The sequence below is a fragment of the Phreatobacter stygius genome (assembly GCF_005144885.1).
GTDB classification, from domain to species: domain Bacteria; phylum Pseudomonadota; class Alphaproteobacteria; order Rhizobiales; family Phreatobacteraceae; genus Phreatobacter; species Phreatobacter stygius.
The window spans coordinates 19,663-34,980 of sequence record NZ_CP039690.1; the positions used below are offsets into that span (position 1 = coordinate 19,663).

A 15,318-nucleotide genomic window follows, 5' to 3' on the forward strand; every position below is an offset into this window, starting at 1 on the left:
AAAGTTTCTCCTGAAAGGGAGCTGGGGTTCGTTGATCTTGCCGGTATCCCGACGAGCCTTCGGCCCTTAATTCCCCGCGAGCCGACTTTCTTGTCTTCGGGGGTTACGAACCTTCGAACCCAAGAAAGGCGGTGCGACCGGGGTGCCCCCCTTCGTCGCAGGGTCACCATTGCCGATGGCATCGCGCCAATCAACGGAAACAACAGTCCGCACAGCCTCTGGAGGTGGCTTTGCCCGGAACTGTTGCAAGAAGGCCACGCCGCCGTTAACCGGCCAGAAAGCCCGCATCGGCACCGCAAGCCCTTAAAGAGATAGATCAATTTCGGCAGCCCGGGCGACAGCCGCCATTAACCAATAGGGCGCGGAGCGGCTCTGCGCCCACCCGGCGCCAAGGCCCGGCGGCGGTCCGCGCGCCGCTTGCGGAGAGAGAGCTGGACTCGGGCGAATCCGGAGCCGAACGGCGGCAATTTTGCGCATTTCACGCCTCCCACCGGCCATTCCGGTGGATTTGCCGTCTTTCGGATCGATCTGGCGGCTTTGGCATCGGGCCGCGCGGGAATCACCCGGCACGGGCCCAGGCGCGAATCTCACAAGCCTGGATCTCGGCGAACGCCGGATTCGCCCCATCAGCAGATTCGGGTGCCGAGTCGATATGGCGGCCCGATCCGGCGCTTGGGGTGTCAGATCGCCGCCCCGTCGATGACGAGATCCCCCTCGAGCGCGGCGCGCACGGCAAGTGCCGTGTTCTGCAGGCTGTGATCCTGGCGCCGGCGCGGATGCGGCAGGTCGATGCCATGCACGCCGGCAATGCGGCCCGGCGAGCCGGCGAGCACCACGATGCGATCAGCGAGATAGGTCGCTTCGTCGATATCATGGGTGACGAACAGCACGGTTTTGCCGGTCGTCTGCCTGACCCGGGTCAACTCGTCCTGCAATCCCTCGCGGGTGATCGCATCGAGCGCCGAAAACGGCTCGTCCATCAGCAGGACTTCGGGATCGACGGCGAGCGCGCGGGCCAGTGCGACGCGCTGGCGCTGTCCGCCCGAAAGCTGGTGCGGCCAGCGTTCGGCGAATTCGGCGAGACCGACGACGGCAAGCGCATCGGCCGCCTTGTTGCGCCTTTCGCTCCGTCCGAGGCCGGTTTTTTCGAGCCCGAAGGCGGCATTGTCGATGACCCGGCGCCAAGGCAGCAGCCGGGCATCCTGAAACACGAAAGCGAGCGCCCGCCGGCCAGGCGCCGGTTGCGCGACCTCGACTGCGCCGGCGGTCGGCCGCGCCAGATCCATCAGCACGCGGAGCAGGGTCGATTTGCCGACCCCGGACGGTCCGACGATCGCCAGGAATTCACCGCGCCGGACCGTCAGGTCCAGGCCGGACAAGACTTCGGTGCGCTGGCCGTCGCGCTCGAAGGCGAGCGACAGGCCCTTAATGTCGATCACGCCCTCCATCGGAGCAACCATCCCTGCAGGGCCACGAAGGCAGTGTCGAGCAGGCCGTAAAGCCCGGCCATGGTCAGCATATAGACCACCACGATATCGGTCGCGAGCAGGCTGGACGCCTGCATCATGCGCTGGCCGAGGCCGGCCACGCCGAAGATTTCGGCGGCGACCACCGCCATCCAGGCCTGGCCGATGGCGGTGCGCAGGCCGACCAGGATGCCCGGGGTCGCGGCCGGCAGCAGAACCTTGATCAGCCGTTCCGGTCCGGAGCGGAAGCCGAAGGCATCGGCCACCTCGATCAGGTCGCGATCGACATGGCGAACCGCGCCATGAGCGGCAAAATAGACGATCCAGAACACACCGATGGCGATGATGAACACCGCCGCCGAGGGCGCGACGCCGAACCAGATGATCGCGAACGGCACCCAGGCCAGACCCGGGATCGGCCGGAGCAGGCGCACCACCCAGGAGGTCAGGCTCTCCATTGGCCGATACATGCCGGTGACCACGCCGAGCCCGACGCCGAGCGCCGAACCGGTGACCAGCCCGGTGGTGTAGTGGCCGAGGCTGCTGCGGATGGCTTCGAGCCAGGCCCCCGACGCGAGTTCACGCCAGAACGCCGCCGGCAGCACGCTGGGGGGCGGCAGGAAGGCGGCATTGACCAGGCCAAGCTGCGGCACGGCCTCCCAAAGGCCGAGGAATGCGGCGAGGCCCGCCAGCGGCAGGAGCAAATTCAACGGCTTCACGGCGTCACTGGCTGGCGGCGGCGTGTTCGAAAAAGCGCGTCTCGAACAGTCCGTCGAGCGGCAGTTCGCGGTCGAGCGAGCCGAGCTTCACCTGGTAGCGCTGCAGCGCCGCGGTGGCTTCGATGATGCTGCGCGGATCGGCGGTGAATTTCGACGCCGGCGACACCAGCGCCTTGGCAATGGTGGCAACATCGACAATGCCCTTGCCCAGCGCCTGCTCGACATGCGGGGCGACGCGGGCCGGATCGCTCTTGATCAGGGCGACGGCCTTGACCACACCGGTGACCAGCGCCTGGACCTTGTCCGGGTGGCGCTGCAGGAACGCCGCCGTCACCGCGACCACCGTGCCCGGCTGGTTCGGGAACATCTCGCCGCCCAGTGCGACGATCTTGATGCCGGGATCGCGCTGCGTGACGATGGTCACCGCCGGCTCGCGAATGGTCGCGCCCTCGACCGCGCCGACCAGAACCGCCTGCTGGGTGGCATCAATGCCCATCGGCACGACCGTGGCATCGGCCTTGTCGGTCCTGGTCACCTCCCAGAGCCAGTGCTGCAATGTCGTATTGGGAACCGAGCCGGCCGGCTGCGTGGCCATGCGCGCGGCCTGGCCGGTGGCGGCGCGATAGCGTTTGAACGCCTCGGCCGGCGCGACGCCGGCCTCGAAGAAGCGGGCGAGCTTGGGCGTCACCACCGCGGTCATCTCCTCGACCGCCGTCGTCGACACCACCTTGATGTCGATGCCGCGGGTGCGCGCGACGCCAAGCGGCGCGACCCCGGCGACATAGATGTCGATGGTGCCGGAGGCGAGCGCCTGGATCATGTTCGGGCCCGACTCGAAGGTCGTGTAGCTGGTGTTGAGCCCGGCCTCCTTCAGCCAGCCCTGGCGGTCGGCCACGAAGACCGGCGCCGCCGCCAGGATCGGAATGACGCCGATCCGGGCCGCGACCGGAGCCGCGCCTTGCGCGCCGGAGCGGGTTGCGAAGGTCACCACCATGGGCGCGGCGAGGACGAGACGGCGGGACAGCGACATGGTCAATCCATTTGATGGCAGGCGGCGCGAGGCGGTCATTTCAAGTCAGATAGAATGATATGGTTTCGGATCGCAAGACGGTCGGCATGGGCAGATATTTCATTCTCGAAAATGGCTTGATGACGACAATAAAATGCTCTTCAGCGCCGATTCACTGGAATGAACCTGCGACGCCGCTGCCACGCCTCAAGGCTTCGGCAAGGCCGGCACCTGATAGGCGGTGGTCGACTTGATGCGCTCCATCGCGAAACGCGACGTGACGTTCTTCAGCGGGATCGTCTCGATCAGCCGCTTGTAGAAGGCGTCATAGGCGGCCATGTCGGTCACCACCACGCGCAGCATATAGTCGACGTCTCCGGCCATCCGGTAGAATTCCATCACCTCGGGAAGCGCCGAAACCGTCTCGGCGAACTTGCCGAGCCATTCCCGCGAATGGTCCGACGTCTCGATGGAAACGAAAACCGTCAGGCCGAGACCGAGCTTTTCCGGCGAGACCAGCGCGACACGGCGGACGATGAAACCATTCGTCTCGAGCTTCTGAATCCGCTTCCAGCACGGCGTCTGCGACAGGTGAACCCGCTCGGCGAGTTCGGCGATCGAGATCGTGGCGTCATCCTGAAGAATCGTCAGGATCTTGCGGTCAATGGCATCCATTCTCTGCTTAGCCCCGAATGTGACATGGCGTTTCACCAAACTGGGCTTATGAGAAAATAATTTCTGATAGGCTCAGATTTCATCCGGATATGAGAATATTTATTCTGTTTTGGCAAGAGCGCAGATGCTGGCGCGGCGCCGTGGCGGCGCCTGTTCCGCTGAGGCGGTCGACCCGTTGACCGCTTCGGTCAGGGCAAAAAACAAAAGGCCGGCGCGAGGCCGGCCTTTCCAAACTGATCAGATCGCCTTCGATCCCACCGACGGCTTCGTCGGCGGTCATCGGGCTTGAGAAGACTTAGCGACGCGATCCGCGCTGGGCGCGCTGCGTGGCGTAAAGCACGGCCTCGCGCAGCATGGCTTTCGGCCGGTCGGCCTCGCGCTGGGCCTGGCGCTCGGCCTCGAGAATACGCTCGGCTTCTTCGCGTTCGGCCCGTTCGGCGGCCTCCTGCGCGGCCTTGGCGGCGCGCTCGGCTTCGCGCGCGGCCTCGCGGGCCTCGCGCGCTTCGACCACGGCGCGGCGGGCTGCCTCGCGCTTGATGGTCTCCGGATGATCCGGCCCCGGGCGCGAACGGAATTTTTCCAGAAGGCTCTGCTTGGCCTTCTCGGCGGTTTCGCGACGTCCGGTAAAAGTGGTCTGCTGGTGGATCGACAAAGGTTAGCCTTGGTTCGTGCTGGGTGGGACTTATTTAGGAATTCACTGGCTTCATCGCCATGGCAATCGCGCATTTCCGATAAAGATAATGCGATTTGCCGTGACAGCTTGGGGATTCGCTTTGGCGGCCGGAATCGGGCCGTTGCGCCGAGGCTGCTTCACATCGCTTATCTTGAATGGCGATCCGCTCCGGCAGTCCATCGAACCTCTGCGCATGATTTGCACCGGTTCAACGCGTGGCACTGTCAAATGGTTCCCGCCAAAAGCGCGCTAGATCGAGCAGGGGCGCTCTTGTCACTGATCTTGCAACCGGCCTCACATCTCCAGATTATCGTCTGCATTACCTAAAGTCTGGCGGAGACGGAGGGATTCGAACCCTCGGTACACCTTTTGAGCGTACACTCGTTTAGCAAACGAGCGCCTTCAGCCTCTCGGCCACGTCTCCGCGATGGCCGTCTCTATGCCCGCGAACGCGGCAATTGGCAAGGCGATCGCCGAACAAGATGGCCAGTTCTTTTATGCAGGCCGGAGACCGACGGGCCAAGGCGCGGCCCTGCCGTTGGCGCCAGCTTCCGGTCTTGGCCGGCCATCGGCGATGGCGACCGCGCCGGGCGGATCGCCAAGGTCTCTCAAGGTACCGAGTCGCCTGTCGGAGCAGAGCCTTCTTCTCGGCACCGCGGCGGGCTTCGTTGCCATCGCCGGCGCTCAGGCTGCCGATCTTCCGGGCAAGGCGGCCCCCGCTGAGTACGTGCGCATCTGCGACACCTACGGCGCGGGCTTCTTCTTCATCCCGGGCACCGACACCTGCCTGCGTATCGGCGGCTTCGTGCGCGTCGACTACACGGTCAACACCACTCCGGGCAGCCGCGCTACCGGCAGCACCGCTGTCCCCGGCCAGCGGGTTCTCGGTACCTCGTACTTCGACTCGCTCTACGGCACCTCGGCGCGTCTGACGCTGAACTTCGACGCCCGTTCGAACACCGAATACGGCCTGCTCCGCGCTTTCGGCCAGTTCTCGGCCTATCGCGGTCAGTTTGACGGCGCCTTCTCCTCGCAGGGCCTCGTCAACTCGGGCACGCATCAGTCGCCGCGTGCTTCCGCCATCAACGTCGAGCGTGCCTTCATCCAGTTCGCTGGCTTCACCTTCGGCTTCTCGGCCTCGTTCTTCAACTTCTACCAGGGCGACGTGCAGCTCTCCGGCAACTTCGCCGCGACCGCGCGCTCGACCACCGTGCTGGCCTATACCGCCTCGTTCGGTTCGGGCTTCTCGGCGACGGTGTCGTTGGAAGACAGCATGTATCGCCGCTACGGCAACCAGGACGTCTGGGTCGACAACGCCGCCGGCGCCAACATCACGCCGCTGACGCGTCCGCTCTCGGGCGTCTACGGCCTGACCTACGGCGCCCAGAAAGTGCCGGACATCGTCGCCAACCTGCGCGTCGATCAGGCCTGGGGTTCGGCTCAGATCATGGGCGCCCTGCACCAGCTGACCGATTACGGCTATGCCGGCACGACGACGACCCAGATCCCCGCCCTTACTGGCCAGAACTTCGGCAATCCGACCAACGCAGCCGGCGACAAGTTCGGCTGGGCTGTCGGCGCCGGTGTCCGTCTGAACCTCGACATGCTCGCCCGTGGCGACGTGTTGTGGTTGCAGGCAGTCTATGCCGACGGCGCTCTCGACTACGCCTTCGGCACGGCCAACCAGGGTGGCGATCGTCAGACCATCTCCGGCGCCGGCAACCTGTCGGGCGTAAATGCTCTGAACAGCCAGCTGCGTGACGCGGTCGTGGCGAACAACCTCGGTGGCGTTCCGGTCGTCGGCAATGCCTCGATCCAGACCACCAAGGCCTGGTCGGTTGCCGCTGGCTTCCGTCACTTCTGGACCCCGGCTCTGCGTTCGTCGATCTTCGGTGCCTATTCCGACATCAACCAGCCGGCAGCGGCTGTTGGCCTCTCGGACATCAAGTACTGGAACGTCGGCGTCAACACGATCTGGTCGCCGGTTCGTAACCTCGACCTCGGCCTTGAAGTTGTCTACCACAACATCAATGCCCGCACCCAGGCTGGCCTCGTTCCCGCCATCTCGGGCGGCGGTGTGCCGCGCGGCCAGGAAGGTGCCTGGGTTGGTACCCTCCGCGTTCAGCGCAACTTCTGATCTGATCCTCAGATCCTGAGTTAGAAGACCCCGGCGGGCAACCGTCGGGGTTTTTCTTTAAGTTAAACCCAAACAGATCAGAAAATACGAACAGCGAACAAGCTGTGGCTATCCCTCAATGACTGAGAGGGTCAGGAATCTTCTTCAATTCATCGAACATGACCGGCACGGATACAGCGCCATAACGCCGCGATATGCTCGCCTGAGCGTGACCAACGATGGCATCCGTGATTTTTTCGGGAATGCCGACCTCGAAAGCCTTCTCCTTGAACCAATGTCGCCAGGCATGGTTCGGGTCCTTGCCGGAGGATCGGCCAATGTCGAGGCCAAGCGAATGGATCCACTCGGTCAGTCGATTCCGGGTGGTGCGGCCAGGATTATACGGCGCAGGGATCGACGAAGTCGTCGTCTTCCCGTCCAGAATGAAATCGTCGCGCGTCTTGTTGATGAAAAGACGATCGCGCCCTGTCGAATGAACGAAGTCTATAAATCCACGCTCGAGAATAAGCGGATGAATAGGAACAATGCGCTCGGACGCAGCGGTCTTGATTGGCCCCGCCTGCCGTGAAATACGGATGCACCAGACGTCATCGATCTTCACGACATCTTCGTGTCGCAGATTGACGATGGTAGAAATACGGCTGCCGGTCAGCGCGGTCAGCCACGGGATCCATCGTCGCGATGGTTTGTCTTCGAGATCGGCGGCGCGCAACAATGTCCGCGCCTCATCATCGGAAAACGCCATCATCTTCCGGCTCGTCACCAGCCGGCTGCTGCGGAAACGAACGCCGGATGTCGGATCCGCGATCGGCAGCAAACCCTGTTCGATCCCGAAACGGAAGATCGACCGGAGCGCCGCGAGGTCCGAATGCCGGGCGGTTCGCAACAGCCGGCCGCTCTTGATCAGGTGATCCCGGTAATTCCTGACATCCTGGGTCGAAACGCGCGCCGGATCCGAATGCCCGAGATAAGCGACGAAGCGCTGAATCAATGTTTCCCAATAGGGCGGCGTCGTCGGCGCCCCGCCGGACAGCAGATGTTGCTCGCGCCATTGTTCGAACAGCTCGTCGAACGACAATTCCGGCTCGCGTCCGGGTGGCGCGGGCTGTCGATCCCGCTTCCGGGGCGGCTCCAGCCCGGCCAGGTGAAAGGTCGGCGCAGTTTGCGCCGGCGCGAGTTCGTCAAATCGAACGGCAGCCTTGAACGGAACCACCACCCTCGCCTCTCCCCCGCCGGCGAGCTCCTGAGCTGCGACCGTGGGAGAGGCCGTATTGACCGACGACAATTCACTAACATGGACCAATATCTGAAACGATATCGCCATTGCGAAGTATTTTGCGTCCTGAATCGACCGGCAAACCGGAGGGATCTGGATGGAGGAGTCGATTACAACGTTGAAGACAAGACCATCGACGTTGACCCTGACCGAAACTCCAAAAAAATCCTCGACAATGCTCGGTGCGATAGGCAGCGCAAAGCTGAATGTCCCGTTGGGCGCACAAGTCAATTCGGGTTGTGACGCGACTGAACTCAAAGCTTGAATTCCTCAATCCAAGACCGTCTGCCAACCGAAATCATTCAGCCGACCGACAACCGCTGCGCCTCACATAGGTCCGGAGTCGTCAAAGCGTAAAGGACAGACCAGAAATCGGTCACCTCGCCACATCCAATTGTCAAATACCCGACATTTGAAGCATCATAGCCATATGGCTGCTGTGATTACAAGCATTGAGTCAGTTCGGTGACAGGTTATGGCCAGAAACATTGCTTGTTTTTTGGCCAATCACAGGCCTACCAGATTCCAGGTATTCCATCGGGAAGCTGAGGCCGGCCAATTTTCTCGCCCGCACAACCCATGCGGATACATCACGACCCCAATCTGAAAAATTATCCGCCGACGACGGGCGAGGTGCCGATCAACGGATGAGTCCACCGGCAGGTACCTTGGGCATCGCGGTTTTCACGGGCCGTTGCAGTTGTGCCACGCTGGGCAACCCGGCGGACTCTCCGGCTGGACCTGGCGGCTCGACCAGCCGCAAATGCCTGCCCGGTCATCATCTCGCGACCCGTGAGAGGCGAAACAACCCATTGTTATAATTGGCTTATCTGAACGCGCCGCGTCCGGCCCGCCGCCAAGACCGCGAAACCCGACGATCGGCAAGACCGCGCAATCGGCGGAACCGATCCGGCCATGAATCTGAGCGGGCCGCCACCTTTCACTATGCCGTGATGACCGAGAAGTGCTCCTTGACCACCGCAACTGACGCATAGGTTGCATATAAAACACACGTTATAGTTTATCAATTGGATTCTACAACCACGAGACCAAGACGGATGAGGCGGCCCATTTGACCTCGGAACGGGCCCGTCGGGCGGAGGCACGAACGCAGCACAGGCTGATCCCGGCAGCACGACGCGGCGATGCGCGCCTTCGGAGAGGCGGCCGCCTCGGCCGGCGAGGCGAAGCGACCGTCGACCGGCTTCGCGACACCTGCGCCGGAGCGCTCCGCCCGATTGGCGCCTGCCCGCCGCGCTGGGCTTTTCATACGAAGCGGTATCCACTTCGCGCGGAAATGCTCTAGAACCCCGGGCGTGAACGCCGTACCCACGCAACCGCCTGCCGCTAACACCGCCCTCCCCGCCTGGACACGGCGGGAGACGCTGCTCGTCGCCTTCGCCATCCTGGTTTTTTGGGGGCTGACGGCGGCCGCCTATCAGATCGGCGGCGTGACCATCCCGTGGGACGCCAAGTCGCAATTTTATAATTTCTTCCGTTTCGTCGGCCGCGCCTTGTCCCAGGGCGAGCTGCCCCTGTGGAATCCCTATCACTTCTCCGGCTTTCCAAGCGTCGCCGATCCGCAATCGCTGCTGTTCTCGCCGACCTTCCTGCCCGCCGCCTGGATCCTTCCCCAGGCTTCGATCGGACTGTTCGACACGATCGTACTGGCCCATCTGGCTGCCGGCAGCGCGGCTGCGGCGGCACTTTGCGCACGGCGCGGCTGGCGTCCCGAGGCCGCGACCCTGGCAGCCGCGATCGTCTTCTTCGGCGGGCCGGCCATGGGCCGCCTCCAGCATGTCGGCCTGGTCGTCTCCTACGCCTATTTGCCGGTCTGCCTCCTGCTGCTGGAACTGGCGCTCGATCGCCGCTCCTATGGCTGGAGCATGGCCTTCGGCGCGACGGCGGCCTTCATGGCACTCGGACGCGACCAGATTGCCTTCCTGAACTGCCTTGTCCTGGTCGCTTTTGTCCTCGCCCGCGGCCTTCGTGCCCCCGCCGCCGGCCGCTGGTTCCTGGCGCGCCTGCCGCTGCTCGCCGTGATGGGCCTGGTCGGCGCCGCCATCCTGGTCGTCCCGCTGCTGCTGACACTGCAATTCGCAGCCTTCTCGAACCGGCCCATGGTGGCCTTCCAGACCGCCGCCTACGGCTCGCTCGACCCGTTCAACCTGGTCGGCCTGTTCGCCGCCGACTTCTTCGGTGGCCTGCACAAGGCCGACCTCTATTTCGGTCCGGGCTCGCCCCATTGGCCGGCGTTCGACTGGACCGACCGCTCGGTCAACTTCCTGCATGTCGGCGCGGCGGCCACCGTGCTGGTGGCCTGGATCGGCATTGCCACGGGCCTTTGCCTTGCCCCGGGGCTGCGTTTCTTCAGCGCGCTTGCCGCGGCCAGCCTGGTCTATGCGCTTGGCGCCCACACGCCGGTGTTCCGCCTGATCTTCGACCTGATGCCCGGCATCTCGCTCTACCGGCGTCCGGCCGATGCCTGTTTCATCCTGGTCTTCGCCATTGCCATGCTCGCCGGCGGCTGTCTCGACGCAGTTATGCGCGGCAAGACCGGGGCGACCAACCGGGTCCTGCTCGGCATGCTCGCGGCCGTTGCGGCCGGCCTCGCCCTGTTTGCCCTGACACGCGCGCCGTCGATGACCCACGTGCTGGTCGCCGTGCGCGCGCTCGCAGGCGCCGTGTTCGCCGGAGCCATTGCCGTCTGGCTCATCAGAACGCTCGCCGCGGGTCGGGCTGGCCGGGCTGGCCCGGCTTTCGGTCTCGGCTTCGTGGCGCTCGCCGCCGGCGAACTTGCCATCCACAATGTCACGACGCCGATCAATGCCGAGGCGAAAAGCGTCTATGCCGTGTTCAGCGCCGAGCCGTCGCCGGATCGCGATGCGCTGCGCCAGTTGCTCGGCAGCCTGGAAGCCGAGCACGCGCGCGGCCGCCGGCCGCGGGTCGAGATCCTCGGCCCCGAGAATGGCTGGCAGAATGCCGGCATGACCTATGGGATCGAAAGCACGCTCGGCTACAATCCGCTGCGCTTCGCACTCTACGAACGGGCAACCGGCGCCGCCGAAACCGCCCATGAGCCGCGCCTGCGCCCCTTCCCGAAAACCTTCCGCGGTTACCGCTCGAGGCTCGCCCGCCTGCTCGGCATCGAGCTTCTGGTGTTCGACCAGCCATTCGAGCGCATGCCCGCGGCGCTGCCCCGGCCACGCATCGCCGAGCTGCGCGAGGGCCCGCCGCTGTGGATCTACCGGCTGCCGCCGGCAGCCCCCCGCGCCATGCTGGCCGCTCGCGTCAAACGTGTGAACGTCGAGGCGGCCCTGGCGGCCGGCGAGATCCCGGACGTCGATCTGGCCTCCGAAGTGCTGATTGGCCAGGACGACCCGATCGACAGCGTCCCCGCCGCGACCGACGCGCCTGGTCGCGCCACCGCCGGTCGCGTGGCCATCGCCGAATATGGCATCAACCAGGTGCGTCTGGTCGCCGAGACCGAGGTGGCGGGCGTTCTGGTCCTGCACGACCTCGACTACCCCGGCTGGACCGTCACGGTGAATGACGAAAGGCGGCCGCTGCTGCGCGCCAATGTTCTGTTCCGCGGGGTCGAGCTGCCGCCGGGCCGGCATGAGGTGGTGTTCCGCTTCGAACCCTTCGGCGGCGAAAATCTGGCCGCCGCGCTGGCCACCGTGATGGGCCGCAAATGACCAGGCCCGACCGTCGGTTCAGGCAGTGGGCCGATCAGACACCGGGCCGGTCAGGCGATGGGCCGGTCAGGCAATAGGTTCCTGAATCTGCCGGTCGAGCCAGGCGCGCGCGCCCGCAAGCGCCCGGGCAATCTCGTCCTTCGACATCTCGCCGGCGATTTCCTGGCGCTGGCGCGCGGCCTCGCGGTCGCCCTTCAGCGCCGCGATATTGAGCCACATATGGGCGGCGACCAGATCGCGCGGCACCACCCGGCCGGCGGCATAGAGCATGCCGAGTTCGCGCGGCGGCCGGTCCGCCAGTTCCAGCGCCGTCAAATCGGCCGTCGTCGGGCCGGCCGGCGCGATGGACGGCGTGTCGCTCTCTGCGAGGATCATCACGGACATCATGCAACTCCGCGGCCTTCGCGACGGCACCATGGCCGCCTGCTCCATTCCGACGCCGCAGTTTGCTGTCCAGAGGTCAACGATTCATTAACGCTACGATTCGGGCGCCCGGGGCCGATTCGGCCGCTGGACGGCGGCTTGCCGGTTGAGCGAAACTGTCGCCACGGCGCGCCAGACACCACAGGCCAGCAATCAACGGACAAGCGCCGGGAGGGACCCCAATGAAAATCTTGACGATGATCGGCCTCGTCGCGGCGGCGGCCGTCATGCTGAGCGCTCCCGCCCTCGCCAATGATCCGCGCGGCACCTGGCTCAGCCAATCCGGCGAAACCCGCGTGCGTTTTGCCGATTGCGGCAATCAGCTCTGCGGCACGATCGTCGCGGCATCGGGCCAGGCGCGCGACGAGAAGAACGAGAACGCCGCGCTCCGCAGCCGCAACCTGGTCGGGATCCGCATGATCACCATGCGCGCCAACGGCGCCAATGCCTGGCAGGGATCACTTTATAATTTCCAGGACGGCAAGACCTATAACGGCCGAATGACCATGCCGTCGGCCAATTCGATGAGCCTGTCGGGCTGCGTGCTCGGCGGCCTGATCTGCCGCAGCCAGACCTGGTCGCGGGTCAACTGAGACAGGCGGCCGGCAGGCGATGAGCGGGGCCCAAAAACCACCGCCCAGGCCGCCGGCGCCCAAACCGCCGCGACGATCGTCAGCGCGCCGTCTGGCCGAACAGGACGGCGCGCACGCCTGGATCCTGCATGGCCTGGGGGTTGCGGTCTTCCTTGTTGACGGAAAGGCCCGCCTTGACCGCCGGCCGCGCCAGCATCCGTTCGATCCAGGCCTTCACATTGGGGAACTGCGCGATGTCCTGGCCCTGGCGTTCCCACGCTTTGGCCCAGCCGATACAGGCCATGTCGGCGATCGAATAGTCGCCGGCGATATAGTCGCGGCCCTCGAGCCGCCGGTTCAGCACGCCATAGAGGCGATTGGCCTCGTTGGTGTAGCGGTTGATCGCATATTCGATCTTTTCCGGGGCGTAGATACGGAAATGGTGGGTCTGGCCGAGCATCGGGCCGAAGCCGCCCATCTGCCACATCAGCCATTGATCAACCTCGACGCGCTTGCGCTCGTCAGCGGGATAGAACTTGCCGGTCTTGCGACCGAGATATTGCAGGATCGCGCCCGACTCGAACACCGAGATCGGACGGCCGTCCGGCCCGTCCGGATCGACGATGGCGGGGATCCGGTTGTTCGGCGAGATCGCTAGGAATTCCGGCTTGAACTGATCGCCCTTGCCGATGTTCACGGTATGCACTGTGTAGGGCAATCCGCACTCCTCGAGCATGATGGAGACCTTCCATCCGTTCGGGGTCGGCCAGTAATAGAGATCAATGGATTTCTGGGACATGGTCCGTCTCAAGCGGCGGTTCTGAACGATTTCTTCGGTGGGCCGCGGTGGCGTGAAGCTAGGCGCATCGAGGCCATCCGCCAAGGGCCCGAGCCCTCCATCCGTGCGATGCCTCATTTGCACCGGAATAAAATCCTGGCAAGATGCAACCGGTAATAGGCAGCCCCGCCGGCTTGCAGGCTTTGGCGCGGCCCGCCCCAGGGAGGATTGTTCATGCGCCTTCATCTGATCGCGGCCGCGGCCGCCGTGCTGTTCGTCACCGATATCGCATCGGCCCAGGCCCCGGCCACCACGCCGGCAGCCCCAGGGGCGACGGCACCGGCAACCACACCGTCGCGCGCCCGCACCCGCGCTCCGGCCGCTACCGCACCAGCCGCGACCACCCCCGGCGCCGCCGCGCCGGCAACCACCACCCGCCCGCGCTCAGCCGCTCAGTTGCGCAACGATCAGCTGATGCGCGACTGTGGCGCGGAATGGCGGGCCGGCAGGACGCAGTTGCAGGCCGCCGGCAAGACCTGGCGGACATTCCTGCCGGAGTGCCGGGCTCGTCGGCGCGGCGCCTGACGCCAAGTCGGTCCAACGTCGGTCCAACGTCGGTCCAACGTCGGTCCAACGTCGGTCCAACGTCGGTCCAACGTCGGTCCAACCTCAGTCCAGCACCATCTTGAAGCCCTCATGGCTGCGGGCAAAGCCCAACCGCTCGTAGAAGCGGTGGGCGGCGCCCCGGCGCTTGTCCGACGACAATTCGAGCAGGCCGACGCCGAGCGCGCGGGCCTGCTCGACCGCATGGCGCATCATGATGGCGCCGATGCCGCCGCCGCGCAGCTCCGGGTCGACATGGACGCTCTCGATCTTGCCGCGGATACGACCGCGCTGGGCGATGCCCGGCAGCACGGTGAGCTGATAGGTGCCGATCACCCGGCCCGCCTGTTCGGCGACGAACAGATGATTGGCGGCCGAGCTGCGAATGCGGTCGAACGCCTCGGCATAGGCCGGATGCCGCGCTTCGGCCTCGGCCGCCACCCGGTCGGCCGCATCCGCCGCGCCGCCCATCGCGATCAGGGCGGCGATGGCGGCGACGTCGGCCGCCATGGCCGGCCGGAGGTCCGGCACGGCGGAGGACGGAGCCATGCTCATGCGCGGTGCTCCTGCGGCACCACGGCCTGCGCATTGCCGAAGCCCGGAAGGCCTTCGAAACGCTTGGCCCAGGCCGCGACATTGGCATGGGCGGTAATATCGAAGCCGGCCTGGCCGGCCATGCAGGCCACGCCATAGATGTCGATATCGGCGATTGTCGGGCTCTTGCCGACCAGCCAGTCGCGTCCGGCCAGATGATCGTTGAGCGTCTTCAGCGCCAGATTGGCCTCGGCCGCATACATTTCCATGATCGGCTGGTTGAACGAGCGAAGACCGGCGCGGCAGGCCCGCGACCGGTAGATCGGCGGCGCCAGCTTGTCGAAGTCCCAGAACATCCATTCGCGCGCCCGGATCAGGTCGCCTGGCTCGTCGCCCTTGAACCGGCCGAGCTCGAGGGCCAGGTGCTCCAGGATCGCCGCCGACTGGCACAACGAAACGCCCAGCTTGGCATCGTCCAGCGCCGGCACCTGGCCGAAGCGGTTCTTGGCCAGGAAGTCCGGCGTCTTGTGCTCGCCGGCCCTGAGATTGATTTGCCGGAAGGCGAAGGGTTCGCCGCACAGCGACAGCATGAGCGCGACCTTGTAGGTCGGTCCGGACAACCAGAAACCGTGAAGCGTGAAGCGTTTCGACATGAATATCCTCCCGATGCGGGCGGCATGGGAAACGAGCTTCTCCTTTCGCGCAAGTGCGCGGCTTGCAAGCGAGGTCAGCTGATAATGCCGATGGGATGAGAA

At 65.0% G+C, this 15,318-nt stretch carries 14 protein-coding genes and 1 tRNA gene; 4 read left to right on the plus strand and 11 right to left on the minus strand.

The genetic code is table 11. The features are described 5' to 3' along the window. Positions 1–680: 680 nt before the first annotated feature. From E8M01_RS00085 to E8M01_RS00110, 6 genes are all read right to left on the minus strand, one after another. Positions 681–1,448, minus strand: coding sequence for an ABC transporter ATP-binding protein (locus E8M01_RS00085; protein ID WP_136958243.1), 768 nt, complete (start codon positions 1,446–1,448; stop codon positions 681–683). Next, the gene (locus E8M01_RS00090) at positions 1,436–2,185 is read right to left on the minus strand and encodes an ABC transporter permease (protein WP_136958244.1); all 750 of its coding nucleotides are present in this window, start codon (positions 2,183–2,185) and stop codon (positions 1,436–1,438) included. The genes E8M01_RS00085 and E8M01_RS00090 overlap by 13 nt, the downstream gene beginning before the upstream one ends. A 4-nt stretch (positions 2,186–2,189) precedes the next feature. Beyond that, positions 2,190–3,215: an ABC transporter substrate-binding protein gene (locus E8M01_RS00095; RefSeq protein ID WP_136958245.1), complete on the minus strand. Its 1,026-nt coding sequence runs from the start codon at positions 3,213–3,215 to the stop codon at positions 2,190–2,192. 186 nt (positions 3,216–3,401) lie between these two features. Next, positions 3,402–3,869, minus strand: coding sequence for an Lrp/AsnC family transcriptional regulator (locus tag E8M01_RS00100; protein ID WP_136958246.1), 468 nt, complete (start codon positions 3,867–3,869; stop codon positions 3,402–3,404). A gap of 295 nt (positions 3,870–4,164) precedes the next feature. After that, positions 4,165–4,521 carry a DUF6481 family protein gene (locus tag E8M01_RS00105; RefSeq protein ID WP_136958247.1) on the minus strand — a complete coding sequence of 119 codons (357 nt, stop codon included), beginning with the start codon at positions 4,519–4,521 and terminating at the stop codon, positions 4,165–4,167. Between the two features lie 352 nt (positions 4,522–4,873). Next, a tRNA-Ser gene (locus tag E8M01_RS00110) sits at positions 4,874–4,966 on the minus strand. A 15-nt stretch (positions 4,967–4,981) separates the two neighbouring features. Between E8M01_RS00110 and E8M01_RS00115 the strand changes: the two genes are divergently transcribed. Next, positions 4,982–6,679: a porin gene (locus E8M01_RS00115; RefSeq protein ID WP_170181699.1), complete on the plus strand. Its 1,698-nt coding sequence runs from the start codon at positions 4,982–4,984 to the stop codon at positions 6,677–6,679. 115 nt (positions 6,680–6,794) lie between these two features. On the opposite strand, the gene E8M01_RS00120 is transcribed toward E8M01_RS00115, so the two are convergent. Continuing rightward, positions 6,795–8,213, minus strand: coding sequence for a phage integrase N-terminal SAM-like domain-containing protein (locus tag E8M01_RS00120; protein WP_136958249.1), 1,419 nt, complete (start codon positions 8,211–8,213; stop codon positions 6,795–6,797). Between the two features lie 887 nt (positions 8,214–9,100). Here E8M01_RS00120 and E8M01_RS00125 point away from each other — a divergent pair. Beyond that, positions 9,101–11,653 (plus strand): YfhO family protein, encoded by a 2,553-nt coding sequence (locus E8M01_RS00125; protein ID WP_136958250.1) that lies wholly within the window; start codon positions 9,101–9,103, stop codon positions 11,651–11,653. Between the two features lie 66 nt (positions 11,654–11,719). Here E8M01_RS00125 and E8M01_RS00130 read toward each other — a convergent pair whose 3' ends face one another. Continuing rightward, positions 11,720–12,037, minus strand: a complete 318-nt coding sequence (locus E8M01_RS00130) for an SEL1-like repeat protein (protein WP_246088545.1) — start codon at positions 12,035–12,037, stop codon at positions 11,720–11,722. Positions 12,038–12,258: 221 nt separating this feature from the next. Between E8M01_RS00130 and E8M01_RS00135 the strand changes: the two genes are divergently transcribed. Further along, positions 12,259–12,669 carry a DUF2147 domain-containing protein gene (locus E8M01_RS00135; protein ID WP_246088546.1) on the plus strand — a complete coding sequence of 137 codons (411 nt, stop codon included), beginning with the start codon at positions 12,259–12,261 and terminating at the stop codon, positions 12,667–12,669. A gap of 79 nt (positions 12,670–12,748) precedes the next feature. On the opposite strand, the gene E8M01_RS00140 is transcribed toward E8M01_RS00135, so the two are convergent. Further along, on the minus strand, positions 12,749–13,447 hold the full coding sequence (locus E8M01_RS00140; RefSeq protein ID WP_136964371.1) for a glutathione S-transferase N-terminal domain-containing protein: 699 nt from the start codon (positions 13,445–13,447) through the stop codon (positions 12,749–12,751). Between the two features lie 213 nt (positions 13,448–13,660). Here E8M01_RS00140 and E8M01_RS00145 point away from each other — a divergent pair, with 213 nt between their 5' ends. After that, positions 13,661–14,011: a hypothetical protein gene (locus E8M01_RS00145; RefSeq protein ID WP_136958251.1), complete on the plus strand. Its 351-nt coding sequence runs from the start codon at positions 13,661–13,663 to the stop codon at positions 14,009–14,011. 84 nt (positions 14,012–14,095) lie between these two features. Here E8M01_RS00145 and E8M01_RS00150 read toward each other — a convergent pair whose 3' ends face one another. Both E8M01_RS00150 and E8M01_RS00155 read right to left on the minus strand, forming a co-directional pair. Further along, entirely contained in the window at positions 14,096–14,584 is a 489-nt protein-coding gene (locus E8M01_RS00150; protein WP_246088547.1) for a GNAT family N-acetyltransferase, read from the minus strand. Further along, complete coding sequence (locus E8M01_RS00155; protein WP_170181700.1) at positions 14,581–15,216, minus strand: glutathione S-transferase family protein; 636 nt, start codon at positions 15,214–15,216, stop codon at positions 14,581–14,583. Before E8M01_RS00155 ends, E8M01_RS00150 begins: the two co-directional genes overlap by 4 nt. Positions 15,217–15,318 lie beyond the last annotated feature (102 nt).